General features: G+C 46.2%; 17 protein-coding genes. 5 read left to right on the top strand and 12 right to left on the bottom strand.

Going from position 1 to position 24193, the window contains the following annotated elements; genetic code table 11:
* Window positions 1-121 precede the first annotated feature (121 nt).
* Window positions 122-2980, top strand: a complete 2859-nt coding sequence (locus tag AC59GT_RS00545) for a M16 family metallopeptidase (protein ID WP_497235824.1) — start codon at window positions 122-124, stop codon at window positions 2978-2980.
* Between the two features lie 62 nt (window positions 2981-3042).
* Here AC59GT_RS00545 and AC59GT_RS00540 read toward each other — a convergent pair whose 3' ends face one another.
* Complete coding sequence (locus tag AC59GT_RS00540; RefSeq protein ID WP_497235823.1) at window positions 3043-3633, bottom strand: hypothetical protein; 591 nt, start codon at window positions 3631-3633, stop codon at window positions 3043-3045.
* Window positions 3634-3697: 64 nt separating this feature from the next.
* On the opposite strand from AC59GT_RS00540, the gene AC59GT_RS00535 reads away from it, so the two are divergent.
* Window positions 3698-6316 (top strand): ligase-associated DNA damage response DEXH box helicase, encoded by a 2619-nt coding sequence (locus tag AC59GT_RS00535; protein ID WP_497235822.1) that lies wholly within the window; start codon window positions 3698-3700, stop codon window positions 6314-6316.
* Window positions 6317-6664: 348 nt separating this feature from the next.
* Window positions 6665-7594, top strand: coding sequence for a peptidoglycan DD-metalloendopeptidase family protein (locus AC59GT_RS00530; protein ID WP_497235821.1), 930 nt, complete (start codon window positions 6665-6667; stop codon window positions 7592-7594).
* Between the two features lie 101 nt (window positions 7595-7695).
* Here AC59GT_RS00530 and infB read toward each other — a convergent pair whose 3' ends face one another.
* The 5 genes from infB to AC59GT_RS00505 all read right to left on the bottom strand — a co-directional run bounded on the left by infB (window position 7696) and on the right by AC59GT_RS00505 (window position 15371).
* Entirely contained in the window at window positions 7696-10692 is a 2997-nt protein-coding gene (gene infB, locus AC59GT_RS00525) for a translation initiation factor IF-2 (RefSeq protein WP_497235820.1), read from the bottom strand.
* 59 nt (window positions 10693-10751) lie between these two features.
* A complete protein-coding gene (gene nusA / locus AC59GT_RS00520) occupies window positions 10752-11987 on the bottom strand; it encodes a transcription termination factor NusA (protein WP_117384740.1) in 1236 nt (411 codons plus the stop codon).
* A 4-nt stretch (window positions 11988-11991) separates the two neighbouring features.
* Window positions 11992-12456, bottom strand: a complete 465-nt coding sequence (gene rimP / locus AC59GT_RS00515) for a ribosome assembly cofactor RimP (protein WP_497235819.1) — start codon at window positions 12454-12456, stop codon at window positions 11992-11994.
* Window positions 12457-12562: 106 nt separating this feature from the next.
* Entirely contained in the window at window positions 12563-13024 is a 462-nt protein-coding gene (locus AC59GT_RS00510) for a hypothetical protein (protein ID WP_497235818.1), read from the bottom strand.
* Window positions 12999-15371, bottom strand: coding sequence for a S9 family peptidase (locus AC59GT_RS00505; protein ID WP_497235817.1), 2373 nt, complete (start codon window positions 15369-15371; stop codon window positions 12999-13001). Before AC59GT_RS00505 ends, AC59GT_RS00510 begins: the two co-directional genes overlap by 26 nt.
* 74 nt (window positions 15372-15445) lie before the next feature.
* Between AC59GT_RS00505 and AC59GT_RS00500 the strand changes: the two genes are divergently transcribed.
* Complete coding sequence (locus AC59GT_RS00500; protein WP_497235816.1) at window positions 15446-15967, top strand: GNAT family N-acetyltransferase; 522 nt, start codon at window positions 15446-15448, stop codon at window positions 15965-15967.
* Here AC59GT_RS00500 and AC59GT_RS00495 read toward each other — a convergent pair.
* Window positions 15961-16584, bottom strand: coding sequence for a thiamine phosphate synthase (locus tag AC59GT_RS00495; RefSeq protein ID WP_497235815.1), 624 nt, complete (start codon window positions 16582-16584; stop codon window positions 15961-15963). The genes AC59GT_RS00500 and AC59GT_RS00495 overlap by 7 nt on opposite strands.
* Window positions 16585-16718: 134 nt before the next feature.
* On the opposite strand from AC59GT_RS00495, the gene AC59GT_RS00490 reads away from it, so the two are divergent.
* Window positions 16719-18245 (top strand): serine hydrolase, encoded by a 1527-nt coding sequence (locus AC59GT_RS00490; RefSeq protein ID WP_497235814.1) that lies wholly within the window; start codon window positions 16719-16721, stop codon window positions 18243-18245.
* A 91-nt stretch (window positions 18246-18336) separates the two neighbouring features.
* Here the strand turns inward: AC59GT_RS00490 and AC59GT_RS00485 are convergent, their stop codons facing one another.
* The 5 genes from AC59GT_RS00485 to aspS all read right to left on the bottom strand — a co-directional run bounded on the left by AC59GT_RS00485 (window position 18337) and on the right by aspS (window position 24032).
* On the bottom strand, window positions 18337-19527 hold the full coding sequence (locus tag AC59GT_RS00485) for a DUF4932 domain-containing protein (RefSeq protein WP_497235813.1): 1191 nt from the start codon (window positions 19525-19527) through the stop codon (window positions 18337-18339).
* Window positions 19528-19560: 33 nt separating this feature from the next.
* Window positions 19561-20280 carry an AraC family transcriptional regulator gene (locus tag AC59GT_RS00480; RefSeq protein WP_497235812.1) on the bottom strand — a complete coding sequence of 240 codons (720 nt, stop codon included), beginning with the start codon at window positions 20278-20280 and terminating at the stop codon, window positions 19561-19563.
* Window positions 20281-20363: 83 nt separating this feature from the next.
* Window positions 20364-21674, bottom strand: coding sequence for an amidohydrolase (locus AC59GT_RS00475; protein ID WP_497235811.1), 1311 nt, complete (start codon window positions 21672-21674; stop codon window positions 20364-20366).
* 124 nt (window positions 21675-21798) lie between these two features.
* Complete coding sequence (locus tag AC59GT_RS00470) at window positions 21799-22257, bottom strand: FKBP-type peptidyl-prolyl cis-trans isomerase (protein WP_497235810.1); 459 nt, start codon at window positions 22255-22257, stop codon at window positions 21799-21801.
* 26 nt (window positions 22258-22283) lie between these two features.
* Complete coding sequence (gene aspS / locus AC59GT_RS00465) at window positions 22284-24032, bottom strand: aspartate--tRNA ligase (protein WP_497235809.1); 1749 nt, start codon at window positions 24030-24032, stop codon at window positions 22284-22286.
* Window positions 24033-24193: the final 161 nt, after the last annotated feature.

Below are 24193 nucleotides of genomic sequence, written 5' to 3'. Positions count from 1 at the left end.
TAGCAAAAGTTAACGAAAATTAATATGGCCCTATTTTGATAGTACCGGCTTTAATGAGGTAAAACAATTTGTAAAGCCATTTTTCGTTTTGCATCTTAGCACTCTCATTCTTAATTAATTTATGAACTTTAACAGAAAACTTTCTTTAACCGCAATGGCGCTGCTAATTGCCGGCGGCAGCTTTGCACAAGTTAAAAGAAAGCCTACACCATCCCCTAAACAAAAACCCGTACCCGTGGCAGACCAGGTACGCGGCAACATACTACCGGTGGACCCATCCGTGCTTATTGGCAAACTGCCTAACGGCTTAACCTATTACATCCGCCACAACGAGCAGCCTAAGAACCGCGCCGAACTTTACCTCGTGGTAAAAGCAGGATCGGTACTGGAGACTGACGCTCAAAAGGGCCTTGCACACTTTGTAGAGCACATGGCCTTTAACGGCACGCGCGACTATCCAAAGAACAATCTGGTAAACTATCTGCAAAAATCGGGCGTACGCTTTGGCGCCGACCTTAACGCGTATACATCTTTTGACGAAACAGTTTACCAGCTGCCGCTCCCTACAGACAGCGCAGAGGTTTTCCAACAAGGGTTTAACATTTTGGCCAACTGGGCAGGGCAGATCAGCTTTGACCCATCTGAAATTGATAAAGAACGCGGTGTTGTGCTTGAAGAAGCACGCCTTCGCGGCAAGAACGCGCAAGAACGGCTAAGCCAGCAAACGTTGCCTGTAATTGCGAACAACTCGCGCTACGCTACCCGCCTGCCTATCGGTAAAGAAGACATTATTAAAACGTTCAATAGCGAAACCATCAAAAGCTTTTACAAGGATTGGTACCGGCCAGACCTGCAAGCGGTAATTGCCGTTGGCGACTTCGATGTAAAAACTGTTGAGCAATACATCAAAAACAAATTTTCGTCGCTGGCAAATCCGGCAGGTGAAAAGCCAAGGGTGGTGTACACCGTACCGCCAACACCCGGCACGGTAGTGAAAATTGCTACCGATAAAGAGTTCCCATACACGCTGGCCCAGATAATTGTTAAACACCCCAAAACAACCATTCGTACCCAGGCAAACTACATGCAAAGCCTGCGCGTGAACCTGTTTAACTACATGATTAATGAGCGCCTAAACGAGTTGCAACAAAAGCCCGAGCCGCCGTTTCTGTACGCGCGTGCAAATTACGCGGCTACTATAGGCAACCAGGATGCGTTTTCGTCTACCGTGGTATCAAAGCCGGGTGGCCTGGAGCATGCTGTCAAAGTATTAGTTGGCGAAACAGAGCGCGCCCGTAAGTTTGGCTTTACGCTTACCGAACTTGAACGTGCCAAGCAAGCCATGCTGGTACAAATACAAAACGCATACAACGAGCGCGACAAAACAAATTCTACCAGCTTTATACGCGAGTACAGCCAAAATTTCCTGAACGGCGAAGCTATCCCGGGTATAGCGTTTGAATATACTTTCATCGCAGAGAACATCAACCGCATCAGCACTGCCGAAATGAACGGCCTAGCAGGTAAATTCATCAGTGACCAAAATCGGGTGATTATAGTTGAAGGTCCGGAAGCTGATAAAGATAAACTACCGTCTGATAAAACAATTTTAGGCTGGATTGGCTCCGCAGGTGCAAACGTTACGGCTTACGTAGATAATGTTACCACCCGTCCGTTAATGGATAAAAAGCCGGAAGGATCTAAAGTAGTAAGCGAAGTTAAAGACGAAGCTATAGGTACCACTACTTACGTGCTGCAAAATGGCGTGAAGGTAATACTTAAACCAACTGACTTTAAGAACAACCAGGTACTGATAAACGGCTACAGCTTTGGCGGAACCTCCCTGGCAAGCGATCAGGACTTTACATCAGCTAACCTGGCAGCGCCAATAATAGGCAGCAGCGGCATAGCCGATTTTAACCAGGGCATGCTGGATAAAATGCTTGCTGGTAAAAACGTTAGCGTAAACCCGTACATCAGCGATATTACGCAGGGTATAAATGCCAACACATCTCCTGCAGATTTCGAGACAGCAATGCAGCTTATTTACCTGTATTTCACTCAGCCGCGCAAAGATGCCGACATCTGGAAGGGTAACATCAACCAAACACGTTCTATACTGGCTACCCGTGGGGTAGATCCCGGTAGCGTATTTCAGGATACAGTTGCGGCTGCACTCAGCAATAACAACTTCCGCTCCATGGTGACCACTACTGCCAACCTGAACGCAGCAACGCTGGACAAGGCGTACAACTTCTATAAGGATCGCTTTAGCGATGCTAGCGGCTTTACTTTTACCTTCGTGGGTAACTTTGACCCGGAAGTGCTAAAACCTTACATAGAGGCTTATTTAGGCGCGCTTCCATCATCTAACAAAAAAGAAACATTCCGCGATTTGAATATTCACCCAACAGAAGGACAGATCACCAAAACGGTTTATAAAGGTATAGACGATAAAGCTACCGTTCAGCTGGTGTTTAGCGGCAAATACGACTATAGCGAACCAAACAACCTGCAGATGGATGCCCTTGAAGAGGTGCTCAATATTAAGCTAACCGAGCGCTTGCGGGAACAGGAAAGCAGCGTTTACGCGCCAGGCGTGCGTTTTGCTTACAACAAGCTACCATCCGCAAGGTACACCGTTACTATATACTTTACCTGCGGCAGCGCCAATGTTGATAAACTTATTGCTGCAACAATGGACGAGATAAGCAAACTGAAGCTTAACGGAGCACAGCCTGCCGATATCCAAAAGTTTGTAGCTGAAGAAGCGCGCTCTACCCAGGTGCAGCTTAAGGACAACATTTTTTGGGCAGGGTACCTGGGCGCAGCAGCGCAAAATGGACAAAACCCCGACGATATCCTGAGCCATGTAAGCCACCTGGACCAGGTAACACCGGCAAGCACTAAGGCAACTGCTTTAAAATACCTCAACAGCAGTAACCTTATCAAACTGATATTAATGCCTGAAAAAAAGTAACTTAAACAAGAACGCCCGGCACAACCGGGCGTTCTTGTTTAATATTGTATCGAAGTAGTTTGCTAGTGCATATTTATAGACGCGTCGGCAGACGAGTTTGGCTGATACACCAGTATGCCCACGCACTTACCGGAGGGATTGATCTCGAAAGAAATTCCTTTATCTATATCGGTGTAAGTTTGTATAGTTTGCCCCTGCGCTTTATGGTTGTTTCCCTGTTTAAGGGTATAGTACTTTTTAATGTCGGCCAGCGTATTTCCTGTGCTGATGTACTCTGAAGTTTTAAACCATGGCGAGGTCACCAGTATCTTTTTAATCCGCTGTACGGCTTCATCCTTACCCCCCATGTTGCGGTGGGCAAATATGCTAGTTTTGTATTTGGTAGTATCATGGTCTGCATACCAGGTATAAAGGGCACTACCCATAGCAGCATCGCTACTATCCGGCCGGCCAAGTGTACTGGCTGCCGAATCAAGGCTGTTATTAAGCTTGATATGCCCAATGCTGATGCCGGGTGCTATTAACTGTTCAGCCGGTATTGCCCTGACCTCGGTGGTGTCGGGCACATCGGCCATCTGCTTTCCGCTTTTTTGCTTGCAGGCAGTTGTGAAAAAAAGAGCTGTAAACACCAGTATATATCCGCAGATTTTCATATTATAACATTTTGAGTATTTTACGGTTGATATATAACTTCAGAAAAGGGGTTTTGTTAGCACGATGAATTCAAAAGGGCAGCAGGTCATTCAGCAATGGTATAAACAGAAGCAATGGAAACAGTTTCCGTTCCAGCGCGAGATGGAGGAAGCCTACCTCTCCGGCTACTCCGGTCTGCTAAATGCCCCTACAGGCAGTGGTAAAACATTTGCGCTGTTTTTGCCATTTCTTGCCGATTTCATCAACAAGCACCCCAACACTTATCAAACCAAGAACAACAATGGTTTGCTGATGCTATGGATTACACCTCTGCGTGCGCTCACTAACGACATCCGCAAAGCGATGCAGGAAGTATGCGACGAATTGGGTATGCCCTGGCGGATACTTACCCGTACCGGCGACACATCTGCCGCGGATAAGGCTGCGTTGAAAAGAAAACTACCAGAAGTGCTGCTAACCACTCCCGAAAGCCTGCACCTGATGCTTGCCCAAAAAGAATATGCAAAAGTTTTCCAGGGTTTGCAGGTGCTGGTTTGCGACGAGTGGCACGAACTGCTTGGCACCAAACGCGGCGTACAGGTAGAACTTGGATTGAGTCGACTGAAGAAGTTGGCAGCAGGCGACCAGCAATTTGCAATAAGCAGTGTGCAATCAACCGAATTGAGTTCAGCGCAAACTGCAAACCGCAAACTGGGATCTTTAAGCCGCCGACTCAAAATCTGGGGTATATCTGCAACCATTGGCAACCTGGAGCAGGCAGCTGAGGTACTGCTCGGGAACGATTTCCCACCGGACCAGATTAGGATGGTAAGGGCAAACATTGAAAAGCGGCTGGTGATAGAATCCGTTATCCCGGAGAACATAGAGAACTATTCCTGGGCCGGGCATATAGGTGTTAAGCTGCTGCCGCAGGTGATGGAGATAGTTGCTAAAAGCAAAACCACGCTGATATTTACTAATACCCGCTCACAGAGTGAGATATGGTACCACGCCATAATTGATAACTACCCTGAATACGCAGGCATTATGGCTATGCACCATGGTTCCCTGGATAACGAACTGCGCAACTGGGTAGAGCAGGCACTGCATGCCGAAGCCTTAAAGGTGGTAGTATGTACCTCCAGTCTCGATCTCGGGGTGGATTTCCGGCCAGTGGATACCGTGGTACAGGTAGGCAGCCCTAAAGGTGTAGCACGTTTTATGCAGCGCGCCGGCCGTAGCGGCCACCACCCGGGGGCAATATCAAAGGCGTACTTTATACCTACCCACTCACTTGAGTTGCTGGAGGGAGCCGCGTTAAAAGATGCCATAAAGAAAGGCGTGTTCGAGAGCCGGGATCCAATGCTGCTTACCTTTGACGTGCTGATACAGTATATGGTAACGCTGGCAGTTTCTGATGGCTTTAGGGCTGATGAACTGTTTGCCGAACTGAAAAGCACCTTTGCGTTTGCAGACATGCGCCGTGATGAATACAACAAACTTTTGGACTTTATTGTGAGCGGTGGCAAGACCCTTGCCCAGTACGACGAGTTCCTGAAGGTGGAAGTGGAAAACGGCCTGTTTAAAGTGAACAGCCGTCGGGTGGCCATGCGTCATCGCCTGAGCATTGGTACCATTACCAGCGAGCTAAGCATAAGGGTAAAATGGCTCAGCGGCGGGAGCCTGGGCACCTTGGAGGAAGGCTTCATTTCTAAACTAAAACCCGGAAACACTTTCTGGTTCGCGGGGCGCAGCCTAGAGTTTATTAAGGTGAAGGACATGACCGCCTATGTTAAAAAGTCTAAGGCGACCAAGGGGCTTATTCCTAGCTGGGCAGGCGGGCGTATGCCGCTGTCATCTCAGCTTTCGGCGGTGTTCCGCGATAAACTGGACGAGGTGGCACACGGCATAGAACAGGATATAGAAGTTAAGGCGCTTAAACCCTTGTTCGATCTGCAAAGCCAATTATCGCACCTGCCGCAAAGCCACGAGTTTTTAATAGAATCGTTTAAATCCAAAGAGGGCCACCACCTGCTATTTTACCCTTTCGAGGGCCGTTTGGTACACGAGGGCATGGCCAGCTTGCTGGCTTACCGCATATCGCGCATAAGGCCTGCCAGCTTTTCTATCGCCATGAATGATTATGGCTTTGAACTGCTTACCGACGAAGATATCCCCATTGAAGAAGCATTGGAAGATGCTGACTTTTTCTCCATTAATAACCTGATAGAAGACATCCAGAACAGCTTGAATGCTAATGAAATGGCCCGCCGGCGCTTTAGGGATATTGCGCATATTGGTGGGCTGGTATTTACCGGCTACCCCGGTCAGCAGATCAAGAACAAGCATTTACAGGCCTCCACCTCGTTATTATTTGAGGTATTTAATGAGTACGAACCGGACAATCTGCTGGTGCGGCAGGCTTACAACGAAGCGCTGGCGTTTCAGCTTGAAGAGTTTCGTCTAAGGGCCGCCTTGCAGCGTATACAAAAACAAAGCATTGTTTTAAAGGTGATTGAACGCCCCACACCCTTTGCCTTCCCTATAATGGTAGACAGCCTTGGACGCGAAAAGCTTACTACCGAGACCATGGAAGAACGCATTGCTAAAATGGCGCGGCGGTACCATGTGGACGAAGAAGACGCCGGCAAAATCGCGCCAAAGCCCCGTCGTGTTGGTGTTATCCGGAAGAAGGGTTTTTAGGGACGAGTGTTCAAAAGTGTTCAGCTTTTTTTGTGCCGATACAATTTGAACACCTTTTTCACTTGCTTCAGAAACTTTGAAAAAAGCGCGAAATAACACCAATCAGATAGTTTTTCAAACAAAACGCCCGCAGCTACCTTTAAAAACTACACTAATTTTACAAGCTACTTTCACTTTAATTTGCAGGTAATACAAATTATTACAGGTAAATTTCAGCCATATGAAACGTTGGAGAGCCATCCTAAAAAGAGATGTACCTGTTGACCTCGTTTAAGTACTCGATTATCTTACCACAACCTTTGGGAATGTATGAGAATATTAATTTGTCTTTTTTTACTAATATGTACAGTGAAAACTGTTAACGCACAAACCGAGACTACTGCCAGCAAAGCAGCGGCCGAAAATTTTGAAAAGAGTTATAACAACGACGACTTTACCGGTGTTTACAATCTTTTTGCGGTTGGTATGCAAAATGCGTTACCTATTGATAAAACAAATGAGTTTTTAGGGCAGCTTAAAGCTTCGTCTGGTAAGATTACCAAACGCGAATTTATCGCTTACGGCAATGGCAGTTATGCAGGTTACAAAACTAACTTTGAAAGAGCATTGTTAACGGTAAACATTTCTGTTGACAGCGAAGGAAAAATAAACGGGTTGTTTGTAAAAGCCTACACAGACGAAAGTTTGCCCAAGCCGGAACGGAATACCACCAAACTGATGCTGCCTTTTAAAGATGAATGGACGGTAATTTGGGGTGGCGACACTGAAGCATTGAACTATCACGTGGAAAGTGTGGCACAAAAGAACGCCTTCGATATGGTGATAACGGATGATAAAGGTAAATCTTACCGCACCAATGGAAAGACTAACGAGGACTATTACGGATTTGGAAAACCCTTATATGCACCCTGCAACGGTGAGGTAGTATTAGTGGTTGATGGCATTAAGGATAATAAACCAGGCGTTTCAAACCCTATATATGTGCCTGGTAACACTGTAATTATTAAGACTGCGAATAGCGAACACCTGTTCTTTGCGCATTTTAAGCAGCATAGCATCGTAGTTAAACAAGGGCAGCAGATTAAGCAGGGTGATCAGTTAGGGCTGTGTGGCAACACCGGTAACTCGTCTGAACCGCACTTACATTTTCACATTCAGAACACCGAGGACATGAATATCGCTACCGGCATTAAATGTTACTTTGAAAAACTGATGGTAAATGGCTTGCTTAAAACAGATTATTCACCGGTCCAAAACGATAAGATTAAAAATAAATAGCCCTTATGGTTAGTAAAGGCTTCATGTGAAAACGTAGTGCATATTAAAACCAAAAAGGGACAGTAAAAACCGTCCCTTTAATCTTATTTAAATAAAACTGCTTAAGCAAGTTTCCTTTTTACTTCTACATTTTCGTAGGCTTCCACAATGTCACCTACCTCTATGTTGTTGTAGTTAGCTATGTTCAAACCGCACTCGTAACCCTGGTTAACCTCTTTAACATCGTCTTTATAACGTTTAAGTGAAGCCAGTTCACCGGTATGTACTACAACACCATCACGAACAATGCGGATCTTACTGTTACGGGTGATCTTACCATCCAGTACCATACAGCCGGCAATTGTACCAACCTTGCTGATCTTGAAGGTTTCGCGGATCTCCACGTTTGCAACAATCTTCTCTTCAAAGGTTGGTGCAAGCATACCTTCCATCGCTGCCTTGATCTCGTTGATCGCGTCGTAAATGATAGAGTATAGCCTGATGTCGATCTGCTCAGCCTCGGCTAGCTTACGGGCACTGCCTGAAGGGCGTACCTGGAAACCAATGATGATAGCGTCTGAAGCAGAAGCCAGCAATACGTCTGATTCGGAGATCTGACCAACTGCTTTAGAGATAATATTAACCTGTATCTGCTCGGTAGAAAGTTTCAGTAACGAGTCTGATAACGCTTCGATAGAACCATCCACGTCACCCTTAACAATAATGTTAAGCTCCTTAAAGTTACCAACTGCCAGTCGGCGGCCAATCTCATCAAGCGTAATGTGTTTCTGTGTACGCAAACCTTGCTCGCGTTGCAACTGCAGGCGCTTGTTGGCAATCTCACGTGCTTCAACCTCGCTTTCCAGCGCGTTAAACTTATCACCCGCGGTTGGTGCACCCTGCATACCCAACACCTGTACCGGTGTAGACGGTCCTGCAGATTCTACACGCTGGCCACGTTCGTTGGTCAACGCCTTAACACGCCCGCTGTAACAGCCTGCAAGTATCGGGTCGCCCACTCTTAAACGGCCTGCCTGTACCAATATGGTGGTAACAATACCACGGCCTTTGTCAAGCGCCGCTTCAATCACGGTACCTACCGCACGTTTGTTAGGGTTAGCTTTAAGCTCAAGTAACTCGGCTTCCAGCAATACTTTTTCTAACAGCAGATCAACATTTAAGCCGGTCTTGGCAGATATTTCCTGGGTCTGGTATTTACCGCCCCATTCTTCTACCAATATGTTCATGGCAGATAACTGCTCACGTACCTTATCGGCGTTAGCGCCCGGTTTATCAATTTTGTTGAAAGCGAAGATGATTGGCGCACCGGCAGCCTGCGCGTGGTTTATGGCCTCGCGGGTTTGCGGCATCACGCTATCGTCTGCAGCTATTACTATAATAACAATATCCGTTACCTGTGCACCCCTTGCACGCATAGCGGTAAACGCCTCGTGACCAGGTGTATCCAGGAAGGTGATTTTTCCTTTGTCGCCAGGCAGGGTAACCTCATAAGCACCAATGTGCTGGGTTATACCACCCGCTTCGCCGCCAATTACGTTGGTTTTGCGTATAAAGTCCAACAGGGATGTTTTACCGTGATCGACGTGACCCATAATGGTTACGATAGGTGCACGCGGTATCAGCTGGTCCGGATCATCCGGCATGTCAAGGTTGGCCTCTTCGTCCTGTGGTTTTACAAACTCTACCTGGTAGCCAAACTCATCCGCAACAATGCTCAGGGTTTCGGCGTCAAGGCGCTGGTTGATGGATACGAACATACCCAGGCTCATACAGGTAGAGATGATCTGCGTTACAGATACATCCATCATTATAGCCAGTTCATTTGCCGTAACAAACTCCGTAACCTTCAATACCCTTGACTGAGCATCCTGCTCCATTGCCAGTTCTTCGGCACTTGCAGCAACATCATCACGTTTTTGACGACGGAACTTTGCACGCTGCGCAAACTTGCCAGACTTACCTGCACCGCTTAAGCGTGCAAGTGTAGCCTTGATCTGGTCTTGTATATCTTTTTCTGTTGGTTCTTCTTTAGGACCTGTGCTTTGCGGAGCATTACGGTTGTTCCTGAAATCGGGACGGTTTCCACCACCCGGGCCACCTTGCTGTGGCGGACGGTTCCTGAAATCCGGACGATTAGGATTGATCGTTCCGCTTGGCGGTGGTTGAGGAGCGTTTCCACCCTCTTTACGCTTGCGCTTACGTTTATTTTCGGCACTGTTAGGATTGTTAGCAGACGACGAGGCAACAGGGCCACCGCGTTTAGGCGTTTCAACCGGCAGTTGTATCTTGCCTATGATCTTAGGTCCCGACAAGCGCTCAGCATTCGCGCGAATAACTTCGTTCTCCTCTTCTACAGGTGCTTCTGCGTTTGGCGCTTCTGCAACAGGCGTTTCAGCCACTGGTGCAGGTGCTTCCGCTTTTGGCGCTTCAGCAACAGGCTCGGCCGCTTTTGGCGGTTCCGGTGCTTTTGGCGCTTCTACAGCAGCAGGTGCTGCAACAGGCGTTTCAGCCACAGGTGCAGGCACTTCAGCTTTCGGTGCTTCCGCAACAGGTTCGGCCGCCTTTGGCGGTTCCGGTGCTTTAGGCGCTTCTACAGCGGCAGGTTTAGCAGGCTCGGCAGGCTTTTCAGCAGCAACCGCCGGTTTAGCATTTAGGTTGTTGAGGTCTATTTTACCTACCACCTTTACGCCAGGCAAACCGTCTGTGCGTTCCTCTGCCGCCTTAGGGGCAGCAACAGGCTCAGCAGCAGGCTTTGGCTTTTCGGCAGCAGGTGCCGAATAGTGCCCGGTGTTTTTAATAAGTATCTCCTCGTTCTCGAAATCACGGGAACGGCGTGGTGCTTCGGCAGGTTTATCAGTCGCTGTTAGCGGCTCTTCCTTCCGTATCTTACCAATACTTATTTGCTTTGCTTCTTCTTTAATTACTTTATCCGCAGCAAACTCCTTCAGCAATGTAGTGTACATGTCGCTGTCCAGCTTGGCCATAGGATGTTTGTCCACCTTGAAGCCTTTTGTAGCCAGGAAGTCGACAAGAGTACCCATCCCAATGTTGAGTTCTTTTACCGCTTTTATTAACTTTATTGATTTGTCTTCTGACATTTATTAAATTTTCTCTGCTAATTATCGCAAAAATACGATTTTAATTTTGCTTATTCTGTTTATTCGAACTCAGCCTGCAGAATTGATAAAACTTCTTTAACGGTTTCTTCTTCAAGGTCGGTACGCTTAACAAGCTCGCCAACAGAAAGGGAAAGAACCGATTTAGCGGTATCCAGCCCTATGCGTTTGAACTCGTCAATTATCCAACCATCAATCTCGTCTGAGAATTCTTCAATATCCACATCCTCATCATGCTCGTCTGCCTCGCGGTAAACGTCAATTTCATAACCTGTCAATTTACCTGCCAATTTTATGTTATGACCACCACGACCGATAGCTAATGATACCTGGTCGGGCTTTAAGTAAACTGCCGCGGTCTTTTTCTCGTCGTCAAGCTTAATTGATGTTATCTTGGCCGGAGACAGTGCACGCTGTATATATAACTGTATGTTGTTTGTAAAGTTGATAACGTCAATGTTCTCGTTCTTCAACTCACGAACGATGCCATGTATACGTGATCCTTTCATACCTACGCAAGCACCCACCGGATCGATACGGTCATCATAAGATTCTACCGCAACTTTCGCACGTTCGCCCGGTTCGCGTACGATCTTTTTAATCGTGATCAAACCGTCAAATATCTCCGGAACCTCCATCTCGAACAAACGCTGTAAAAACTCAGGCGCTGTACGCGAGATAATGATCTTAGGATTAGCGTTCAGCATGTCTACCTTGCTAACCACAGCACGTACACTGTCTCCTTTTTTGAAGTAGTCGGCAGGTATTTGCTCTGTTTTTGGCAATAAAAGCTCGTTGCCTTCATCGTCAAGCACCAGGGTTTCTTTTTTCCAAACCTGGTAAACCTCGCCGGTAACAATCTCGCCAACGCGGTCTTTATACTTTTTAAATATTTCGTCTTTTTCCAGTTCCAGAATTTTAGAAACCAGCGTTTGGCGTGCAGCTAAAATTGCACGGCGGCCAAAGCTTTCTAAAGTGATCTGCTCCACGTAGTCGTCGCCAACTTCCAGGTCAGGGTCTATTTTATGTGCTTCAGCAAGTTCAATTTCCAGATCGTCGTCCTCGCTAAAACCGTCTTCCATAACGGTGCGTGTACGCCAAATTTCAAGGTCACCATTATCGGTATTTACGATAACGTCGCAATTTTCATCAGTACCGTATTTTTTCCTGATCATGCTCCTGAAAACGTCTTCAAGCACACTCATCATGGTCGGGCGATCGATATTCTTAAAATCTTTAAACTCCTGGAAGGAATCGATCAAATTAATATTGCTCATTTTCTTACTTAAATGATATTAAAACTTTTGTTTCTGATATATTTTCTGTGGGAATTACGCTTTCAACAACTTCTGCTTTCTTCCCTTTTTGCTTTATAGTTTCGTCAATCGTTATCGTTCCGCTGCCGGCAGCTTTAAGTATGCCTTCACGCTTGGTTCCGTCTGCCATTTTAATACCGAGGTTACGGCCAATGTTCTTTGTGTATTGGCGCTCCAGCGTAAGCGGAGTATCAATGCCCGGTGATGATACCTCCAGGTTGTAGGCGGTCTCTATCACGTTCTCTTCCTCCAGATGAAACCCTACGTGCCTGCTTATGGCTACACAATCATCTATACCAATGCCGTTGTCGCCATCAACCAGAATCATCAGCTTGCCGTTGGAATGCATTTTAACATCCACCAAAAACAGGTTGGGTTTGTCGGCTATCTTTTCCTCTACCAGCTCGGTTACCCTTTTCTCGATATTCATAAACTCCCGGTCGGTTTATTTTGAACGATAAAATAAAAGAGGGGACAAATCGCCCCCTCTTTTTAAATTCGGATACAAATATACAAATTATTTTTTATTGCAAATGTTATTGCTTAAAAATCAAATCGGTAAACTGCTGTTTGCCCACCTGTTTAGCACCGCTAATGTAATCCGAAGAGCGCTTGCCGGCATTATACCTGTACCATCGTACAAAATACGCCTGTCCTTTTACAAAAGGGGTATCTGGCGTAAAAACTACAACACTGTCTGCAACAACATATTTGCCGGGCTGCGCGTTCTGGTAAGCCTTCAGATCTGTATCGGCAGGCATTTTATAAACCGGTACAAGGCTTTGCCAAACCTGCGCGGACGAGTCATGCGCCAGTTCACTTACTACCTCGCTGCTTAGACCGGTAAATTGCACAGACTGTTTATTATTAGTTAAGGCGATGTGCACGATGTTAGACTCAGCGCGTTGCTTTGTGCACGCCGACAAAGCAAGGCCTATTACTATCAGTAAACCTGCCGTTCTTACCATAGCCTTACTTGCCCTTAAGTGTTTCTTCAAACAGTTTGTATATGCGCTTGTACTCGTCTGTCCAGCTGCTGGGCTGCACAAAGCCGTGGTCCTCTACCGGGTACGATGCGAGTTCCCAATTCTCTTTATGCAGTTCAATCAACTTTTGTGTCAGTCTTATAATATCCTGGTAGTTTACGTTCTGGTCTACCATGCCATGCAGCATCAGCAGGCGGCCCTTTAAGCCGTTTGCAAAATAGATAGGCGAGCTTTGCCTGTAAGCAATCTCATCTTCAAACGGTTCGTTAAGGATGTTTGACGTATAACCATGGTTGTAGTGCGCCCAATCAGTTACAGAGCGTATTGCACCCCCGGATGCAAATACATCCGGCTGGGTAAACAGCGCCATCAGCGTGATAAAACCGCCGTAAGAGCCACCGTACAGTCCCACGTGTTTAGGGTTAACGCCGTATTTATCCACCAGGTACTTTACGCCGTCCACCTGGTCGGTAAGGTCCCTGCCCCCCATGTGCCGGTAAATACCGGTACGAATGTCGCGCCCGTAGCCAGAGCTGGCGGTATAATCAATATCCATAACCGTATAGCCGTTATCCACCAGCATGTTATTAAACATATACTCGCGGAAGTAGCTGCTCCACCAGTAGTGCGCGTTTTGCAGGTAGCCTGCCCCGTGCACAAAAACCACGGCGGGCTTTGCAGGGTCGGGGTTTTTAGGGGCATATACCCGGGCATAAATATCGCTTCCGTAACGGTTCTTAAAGCTGATCACCTCCGGTTCGCGCCAAGGGTAGCTTTTGAACTCCGCACTTACCGAATTGGTTACCTGTACCGCCTTTGCACCGGGCTTGTTTGGCTGCAGGTAAAGCTCCCAGGGTTTGTTAGAGTAGGAGTAGCGTATAGCCAGCCACTTTTCGTCAGGCGAAAGATCAATCTCGTTGCCGCCCTTCATAGTGGTTAGTTTTGCGGGTGCACCGCCGCCAGCCGGGATCTTATAAAAAGCTGTAGCGCCAGGGTGCTCTATATTGGCGGTGAAGTAGAATGTTTTCTTGTCGTTTGATAAACGCAGTGTTTGCACTTCCCACTTGCCGGAGGTAAGCTGTTTTTTGTTGCCGCTTACCACATCTGCAACATACAGGTGCGAGTAGCCGCTGGCTTCGCTCTGGTAATAAAAGTGGGTATTGTCTAACCAGCCTAATGTACCGTCTGCAAAAAACCCGCCCGTACCAGGGCCACCTATCCATGCTTCGTCCCGCTGGCGGTCCAGCAGGCTTAGCTTACCGGTTGCAGCATCCAGCTTCATGATCCAGCGGTCTTTATTATCCTGCGATTCCACTATAACAACGGCATACTTGCTGTTATCGCTCCAGATCACAGCGCTGATATCCACTTTGCGGTCGGCATTTGCTTTTTTACGTTCTTCCAGTTGTTTAGGGTAATCTTTCAGGTAGTCAGGCAAGTCCTTTATGCCTGGGATCTCTTTTGTGCTGATGGCGTAAACGGTATCACGCTCCCGGTCGAAAATGTAGCTTACCGATGTGGACTGTGGCGCTCCTACCTTTGTACGGTTGGGTATATCTTCGGTAAAGCCTGATGCAGTCACATAGTTGGGCACAATGGCATTCTTGGCACCTTCGGCAGGTTGTACAAGCCGGTAAGTGACATACCGCTCATCCGGACTTATCTGTACCGAACCAACGCGCTTGTCGCCAAAGGCGAGTTCTTTTAACTTGCTCCCGGCCAATTCTTTCCGTTCAGCAGAATCAAGCTTGCGGTCCTTTTCTTCTACCTTTATAATATCAAACAGTTCCAGCTGCTGCTTTTTAAGCCACTTTTCCTGAGCGTTATCTCCACCCTTTTTACCATTTGACGAAGCTGCCTTTACAAAATTGGTCAGCTGCACCAGTTCGCCTTTGGCAAAACTTAGCTTATAAAGGTTGTTGTCTTTTGAGTAGATCACCGCGCTTTCGTCACCGGTAAAAACAGGATTGCTCTCCCTGTCAGATGTGTAAGTTAGCTGGATTGTTTTGCCTGATGGGACGCTGATCAGGAAGATATCTCCGTTTTGCTCGTATATCTTTTTAGTGTGATTTTTATTCCAGCGGCCATTTTCGGGCGGCAGGCTTTTGTGTTCGTTTACACTAACCAGCTGTGGCTTTAAGTTACCTGTGGTTATCGCATACAGGTCGTCGCGTTCGGCATTGGTGGGGTTCCATGAAAAGTATACCTTGCGGCTGTCGTCGCTCCAGCGGATGTTTGATGGTGAGGTGCCTATCCATTTAGGGTCGCGCATTATCTTCTCTATAGTAAGCGGACCAAGGTTTTGCGCTACGGAAATAGCACAGGAGAATAAAAGCGGCAGGAATAAAAGTTTCTTCATTTAATCAAGCATAAATACGCCGCAATTTAGCAGTTTAGCAGATAATCTTACCGGGATAAGCTTATTGTTACAATATGGAGCTCAAAGATGGCAAAGTGGCATTAAGACGCCTGCGGTTAGATGATGCAGCAACACTTCAGAAGCATGCTGACGACGAGGGTGTGTCTGCCTTTTTATATGACAGATTCCCTTATCCTTACACCATCGCCGATGCCGAGTTTTTCATTAACCTAAAGATGAATGAGGACCCTCAAACTGTTTACGCCATAGACATTGAGGGTGAATTTGCCGGGATGATAGGGCTGGACCTAAGGCAAGATGTACATTGCAGAACACCACTGATCGGCTATTGGCTTGGCCGCACTTACTGGGGTAAAGGCATTGCTACCACTGCCGTAAAATTGCTCACCAGCTATGCTTTCAACCAGTTAAATATGATATGCATACAAGCATTTGTGTTTAGTGAAAACCCTGCTTCGATGCGGGTACTCGAAAAAGCAGGATATCAAAAACAAGGCATCCTAAAGGGCTCCGTAATCAAACGCTGCAAGATTATGGACGAGCATGTATACGCGGCTTATCCCAAAAATCAATAGATCTTTTTGTAAAACTCCTTTACAGCACCGGCCGGATCTAACGACAGATTCACCGCCGCGGATACTGCTATACCGTAAATACCCGTTTGCAGTAGCGGCTCTACATCTTTTAGCTGTACACCACCGACTGCTATCACCGGCACGTCAATGTTCAGCTTTTCCAGCTCGCGGTAGCCGTTGTAGCCCAGCAGTGGTTTGTTGTTAGGCTTGGTATCGGTATGCGCAAAAGGGCCATAACCACAATAATCTACTACGCTGCTATCCTGTACACGCTGCAATAAAGCTGGATTGGTAGCCGAAGCGCCAAGGGTTTTGTCGTCCCCAATCGCTTGGCGTATTGCTCCAAAATCAGCATCAAAGTTTTCTATATGTACACCTTGGGCATCAACTTTATCCAGTAAGTGGTAGTGATTTGTAAGTATAAGTGTAGCACCCCAGTCGTCGCAAATAGCTGCTATCTCGTTTATTTCAGGAATGAGCTCTTCGTCAGTTTTAGACATGCAACGGTATTGCACCCAGTTAGCTCCTGCTTCGCAGGCTATACGGGCTTGCTCAACGTGGTTGCGATTTGGAAGATCCTGTGTGAGATAGTGGAATTTAGAGATATATTTTTTCATGGGTAAATAATTAGCCATCTGCGGCTTGGCAAAGTTAATCGCGCCGGGCAATTAATCCTTCTTTCGCGATAAAACTAGTTGGTAAATTTTGCGTTAAATTAGCACCTATATACCCGTTAACACCGTCGCCAAAAATGAGAAAAGTATACCTGCTGATATTGAGCTTCTTCACACTTGCCGCATCTGCACAAAATATAGACCGCAGTAAATTCATCAAAGACAGCCTTGATAATTATGTTAACCGCGCGCTCACCAACTGGCGCATTCCGGGTGCTGCGGTGTGCATTGTAAAAGATGGCAAAATTGTATTCATGAAAGGCTACGGCACAAAAGAGCTGGGAATAATGAACAAGGTGGACGAGAACACGCTGTTCATGATAGGCAGCAATACCAAAGCCTTCACTGCCACTGCCCTGGCCATGCTGCAGGCAGATAAAAAGCTTTCTTTAGATGATAAAGTAACCAAATACATACCTGAATTTAAGCTGGATAACAAGCCTGCGGCGGAGCTGGCTATTATAAAGGACCTGCTTTCTCACCGGCTTGGATTTAGAACCTTCCAGGGCGACTTTACTTTTTACAATTCTAACCTTACCCGGCACGAGGTAATAGATAAGTTGGGGCAAATGAAAGCTACCTACCCCTTCCGAACTACCTGGGGGTACACCAACTCAGCATTTTTAACTGCCGGAGAGATCATCCCCAGGGTAACGGGTAAACAGTGGGAGGCCTACTTAAAAGAGAACATCTTTGCTCCTCTGGGTATGACCAACACCCTTGCTTTAAGCGCAGACATGCCAAAGGCGCTGAACAAAACCGTTCCTCATACTTTGGTTGACGGCCGGCTAATGGCTATTCCTTATGCCAACCTCGATGGACTGGCGCCTGCTGGATCTATCAGCTCGTCTGCCGCTGATATGGGCAAGTGGGTAATGGCACTGCTTAATGATGGCAAAGTGGGCAACAGGCAAGTAATACCTGCAGCAGCCATACAGGCCACCCGCCAACCGCAGGATATAGTGGGAAGTACCAGGCACTTAAACGGCGAGACCAACTATGTGCTTTATGGATTGGGCTGGATGATACAAGACTACAGCAATCACCGGCTTGTGATGCATGATGGTGGCGTAAACGGCTACGTTACATCCGTTACCGTTGTGCCGCAGGATAAGCTTGGTATAGTTATCCTAACCAATACCGACAAGAATGCTTTTTTTGATGCGCTGCGCTGGGAAATAATGGATGCGTACTTTAAACAGCGCTTCCGCAATTATAGTGAAGTTTACCTGGCACAAAGTAAGGCAGAAACAGCGGCGGGATTTGAAGCTAACCGTAAACTGCGTGATACCGTTGCTATGATGCGGAAACCACAGCTTTCCATGGAAAAATACACCGGCAAATACAGCAACGAGCTATACGGCAATATGGAAGTGATACAAGGTGAAAACAACACACTTGAAATGCGCTTTGAACATCATCAAAAAATGTTTGCCAAATTACAGCCACTCGGCGGCAACCGCTTCTATGTAACTTTTAGTGATCCAACTTTCGGTAAAGCGATATTTCCGTTCTTTGTTCAGGATAACAAAGTTACAGGTGTTAGGGTAAAGGTGGCCGACTTTGTGGAGTACAACCCTTATGATTTTAGAAAAGTGAATTAGAGCGCTCTGTTTAACCTGATAGCTTTAGATTGTTATACCAGAATGCCCTGGATCAACCAGTCGATCCTATGAATCGTTTAAATAAGCTTTGCTATCCCTTTGGCTTACCATATTTTTTTACCTGTTGATCAATAATCACCGGCGTTAACGAGTGAAGGTAAGCTAGCATCTTTGGCAGGTACTGTTTAAAGTTATGATAGCGTTGCCGATTGGCTTCATACTTCTTCGCCTGAGTTTCAAGTAGTGGCAAAAGCACGCATTTATATTCACCAATATGAACTCTCCTCAGGCGTTTTACTTCCTTGCTATTGCCCATTGCAACGGCAGTCCTTATTTCTCCAAGCCGCACTAAATGCTCCACTACACATATGTACCAGTTATTGATGTAGTGCGGTGCTAATGATTTTTGGAGTGCGACCGTAAACAAGGCAGAGTCCTTTTTGATCTGATCAGCAAACTTCTCAGCCTCCGGGTTTACGAATGTATGTCCAATCTCATGTTTGGTTAGCAGGTGAGTGACCTCCGGATTATCAAATCCGAATTTTTTATAGGAATGCAAACTGTTTTGCAGCAGAAGCACCCGGTGCGAACTCATCACTATTGACGGTATAAAACCCTGCGGCGAAACAATACGCGGACTGATACCGCGATAATTATCTACGCCGGCTGTAATTGGCATAGAAGGAACCACAAAAATCTTATAAGCAGGAAACTTCTTACCATACCACTTTTCCAATGCCGGAAATGATGCCACATCGACATCTTTCGTCACCTCAGCTATTGTTCCTTGATAGAATGCCTTGTTTTGTTCAAGAAACAAAGCAACATTGGCTTGGTAGTAAAACTTTCTTAGGCTTTCGGTAAGTTCAGCAAGCACCTGGATCATCTCCGGATGGTTACCATTACCATCAACCAGTGATGAGTTATAAAGCGGGCCTGTAGCGGGAAACTCTTTCTGATTAACAAGGTAGTCCATTATAGGCGCGTTGTCCTGGTAAGTATCCTTAACTTGTTTGATCAATTGAGCTATCCGCAAAACGGTCGAATTATTCGCATGGTTCTTGAATTGTAAATACCCATAGTAAACTATTGGCTGGTGTGCATAGTTCCAATCTTTATGGTCAAACACAAAATCATTAATGTGTTCTACTGCAAGCTTTTCCGCGAAAAAATAAGTTTCGAGGTTAACGTTATAAGTAACGGTTACTTTAGAGCGGAGGTGATTATTGGTTTGTGCCCAGCAACATTTTACCAACAACATAAGCATCAACAGACCTTTCATTTACTTTTTGTTATAAATTTAGGTCCAACCAATTCAGGTACAATGTATAATATTGCTATTTTTTATCGCACAGGCGTTTACTCCGAAAAACTTTTTTAAAGCAGTATTCAGATGGGTACTGTCGTAGAACCCGGTGGCAAATGCAGCATCTTTTACAGGCGCTCCATTTAGCAGCAAACTCTTGGCTGCCTTTAACCTGCTTATTGTTACATAGGCCTGAGGTGTAATGCCTTTTGCAGCTTTAAACCTCCTGATAAAATGATACTTACTCATGCAAAAACTGCGGGCTAGCCAATCTAAGGTTACTTTTTCAAAACCTGCTTCAGATATCATTTCATCAATACGTGTAAATACATCTATACTTTGTTCGCCAGGACCAGTTGAATATTTCGCCAGATTTTTGATTATCCCATCAAGGTGTGCATTGCAGATAACACTACCATCGAATAAAGCATTAATAGCGTCAGCAATAAATTGGTCTTCTATAACTCTTTCAAGTTTATTTACAGCCTTTCCTTTATTAAAATATTTTAGTACTTCCGGATTTACGTAAAGCGTTTTGTAGCTGTAACCACTCTCATCTAATGAGAAGTTTTTATGCGCCTCATTAGCCTGAGTAATAGAAATGGAGCCACTGGTGGCATAATAGCTTGATTGCCGGGTTTGCAGCACCTCCGTTCCATCGGTGATAACAGAAACGCAGTAGTAATCGTGCATATGAAAGGGGAAATAATCGACTTCATTTGCCGACATAAACATCTCTGTATTATCAAGAGAGCTACTTCTAAGGTACTTGAAAAACGCCATCGTGCTTTATCTTTAACGCCCGCCAGGTATTATTTTCCTTTACTTATCGCCATATAATCCAGCGTCAAATTACACAGCGCTTTAATACCGAGGGTAAATCCGCTTTCATCTATGTAAAAGTCCGGCGTGTGGTGAGACGGGGCGGTTAGCCTATTACCATTTTTAGGCATTCCCCCTAGAAAGAAAAATATGCCCGGAACCTTTTGCTGAAAAAAGCTAAAATCTTCCGCTCCGGTTACCGGTGGTACCAGCAGCACGTTGTTTGCACCTGCTGTGGCCTGTAGTGTAGGTAGCATTTTTTGGGTAAGAGCAACATCATTAAAAGTAACCGGGTATTGGTTGCTATAGGGTATTTGTACCTCGGCAGTTGCACCATAAGCCTCTGCGGTTTTGATGGCAATACGCCGCACATTCTCAGTAAGCAGCTTGTGGTCGCCCTCTGTAAAATAACGTAGCGTGCCGTCCATCTGCACACTTTCGGGGATGATATTAAAGCGAGTACCACCCTTTATCGCCCCTACAGTTACTACCGCCGGGTTCTCCGTAACATTAACATTGCGGCTTACAATGCTTTGCAAACTGTTTATGATCTGTGCTGAAACAACTACCGGGTCAACACTGCTCCATGGGTAGGCGCCATGTGCTGAGCGGCCTTTTACTGTAATGCGCATATCGCTTACCCCTGCCATGGTTCCACCCGGCCGGTAAGTGATCTTACCTACTTCTGTCTGAGAGTTGATGTGCAAACCAAATACCACATCCACTTTAGGGTTCTGCATTACGCCTTCAGCCACCATTTCCTCTGCACCACCTTTTTCGCCAGCCGGAGCACCTTCTTCTGCAGGCTGGAAAATAAACTTCACTGTTCCGTGTAAATCGCCCTTCATATCAGACAGCACTTTGGCTACGCCCATTAATATTGCCATGTGTGAGTCGTGCCCGCAGGCATGCATAACGCCTACCTGCTGCCCATTGTACTCGGTAGTTACGGTTGATTTAAAAGGTAAATTATTACGTTCTGTTACAGGCAGGCCATCCATATCTGCCCGCAAAGCAACAACCGGCCCCGGCTTTGCACCTTTTAATATCCCAACAACTCCGGTGGTGGCTATGCCGGTTTTCACTTCCATGCCCAGCGAGGTTAAATATTTAGAAATAATGCCGGATGTGCGTACCTCGCGGTTACCCAATTCAGGGTGCTCATGAAAGTCACGCCGCCAGGACACAATTTGAGTTTGCATGGCATCAGCTTTTGTTGCAACAGCTTTTAGATATTGGGAGGTTTGTGCGTTAGCATAAAGAACCGATAAGGAAAGTAACAAAGTATACCGCTTTTTCATATTGAGGGATTTGGCAGCTTAAGTTATGCTAAATGTGTTGAAATTTCATCAGCCTTGCACAAACCCTGAATAACAAAAAAGCGACGGTTAGGTGCCGTCGCTTTCAGTTATGTTGTTATAGAGTCTATTTAAAACTTAACAGGTCGATAGTAAATATCAGATTAGCATTACCTGGAATTTTACCTGATCCATTTGGACCATAAGCCAAACCGGATGGAATGATAAGTAATATACGGCCGCCAGATTTTACATGTGGCACGCCATACTGCCATCCTTTAATTAGAGATGTTAGCGCATATGTAATATTGCCACTCTCAAACTGCGTACCATCCAATAGTTTACCAACGTAATTAACTGTAACAGTAGAACTCAATGTTGGATTTGTACCATTACCCTCAGTAAGCACCTGGTAATATACACCGGATGGATCTTTAGTTGCATTGATGCTGGGGTTAGCAGCCAGGTAAGTTTGAATAGCAGCATCATCAATGGCAGCTTGCTCGCTGGCGCTAATAGTCTTGTCTTTCTTGCAGGCAGATAAGCCAACAATTACGAAACTCAGAATTAATAAAACTTTCTTCATATCTGTGGTAACGGGAAAACTGCGGCTTACGATACAGTTGTTTTTATTTTTAATTCGTTCATCTGTGCTTCGGCGATAGTGGATGGCGAGTCTATCATTACATCACGGCCGGAATTATTTTTCGGGAAGGCGATCACATCGCGGATTGAATCCAATCCGGCAAAGATAGAGGCGAGCCTGTCAAAACCGAATGCAATGCCACCATGCGGAGGTGCGCCAAACTCAAAAGCATCCATCAAAAAGCCAAATTGCTTCTGTGCTTCTTCTGCAGAAAAGCCCAGGTGTTTAAACATAAGCGATTGCAAACCACGGTCGTGGATACGGATAGAACCACCACCTATTTCGGTACCGTTGATTACAAGGTCATAAGCGTTGGCGCGTACATCACCAGGGGCAGTGTCTAGTAAGGCGATATCTTCCGGCTTTGGCGAAGTGAACGGGTGGTGCATGGCATGGTAACGGCCGGATTCTTCGTCCCATTCCAGCAACGGGAAATCTACTACCCAAAGCGGCGAGAACTTATTTTTGTTGCGTAAGCCCAAACGGCCGCCTATTTCCAGGCGCAGCTCGTTCATTTGCTTGCGTACTTTGTCGGTTTGGCCGGCAAGCACCACGATAAGGTCACCCTTTTCGGTTTCTAAAGCAGCCGACCATTTGGCCAGCTCTTCTTCATTATAAAACTTATCTACAGATGATTTAATGGTCCCATCCTCATTGTGACGGGCGTAGATCAAACCTGTTGCACCTATTTGCGGGCGCTTCAGCCATTCGGTCAATTCATCTATTTGCTTGCGGGTGTAGTTTGCGCAACCTTTAGCATTAATGGCTACTACCAGTTCGGCATTATCAAAAACACCAAAACCCTTGCCTTTTACAACGTCAGTCAGTTCAACAAACTGCATCCCGAAACGAGTGTCGGGCTTGTCGGAACCGTACAGGCGCATAGCGTCTGCGTACTGCATACGTGGAAAATCTTCAAACTCCACACCCTTTACATGGCGGAACAAATGACGGGTTAACCCTTCAAAAATGTTCAGGATATCTTCCTGCGTGATGAACGACATCTCGCAGTCTATCTGGGTAAACTCCGGCTGGCGGTCTGCGCGCAGGTCTTCGTCCCTAAAACATTTAACGATCTGAAAGTAACGGTCAAACCCGCTTACCATCAGCAACTGCTTAAAGGTTTGCGGCGATTGCGGCAGCGCGTAAAACTCACCCGGGTTCATGCGGCTGGGCACCACAAAGTCGCGCGCGCCTTCCGGTGTAGATTTGATAAGCACCGGAGTTTCTACCTCTATAAAGTCAAGTTCAGACAAGTAACGGCGTATCTCCTGTGCCATTTTATGGCGAAGCACCAGATTGTTACGTATAGGGTTGCGGCGCAGGTCCAGATAGCGGTATTTAGCACGGAGTTCCTCACCACCATCAGTTTCGTCCTCTATCAGGAAAGGTGGGATCTTTGCAGCGTTAAGCACCTCAAGTTCGGTTACCAGTATCTCAATTTCGCCGGTGGGTATTTTTAAGTTCTTGTTGGTACGCTCAAGCACCTTACCGGTAACTTTTATCACAAACTCGCGGCCTAGGCCACGGCTGGTTTCACGCAGCTGCGCGTTACTATCGGTATTAAATATCAACTGGGTTAAACCATAACGGTCGCGCACATCAATAAAGGTGGTGCCGCCCAGGTCCCGCGATTTTTGCACCCATCCGCAGAGGGTTACCGTCTCGCCTAAATTGCTGATATTTAATTGTCCGCAAGTGTGTGTACGTAGCATAGTTTCCTTGTTAAAAAGTCTGCAAAAGTAGGTTTTTAGTCGGGAAGTCCGCAAGTCAGCGCGGCGGAAAGTGTGTTTAAAACACTTATTACCTTTAAAAATCTCAGCTATTTAATGAGTTTTAGCCTTTCGGTACTAAAAAAATATATCTTTGCCGCATA

The sequence above is a fragment of the Mucilaginibacter sp. 320_HR genome, assembly GCF_059691875.1.
The sequence above is the reverse complement of the archived record's forward strand: the minus strand, read 5'-3'. Positions and strand labels throughout refer to the sequence as shown.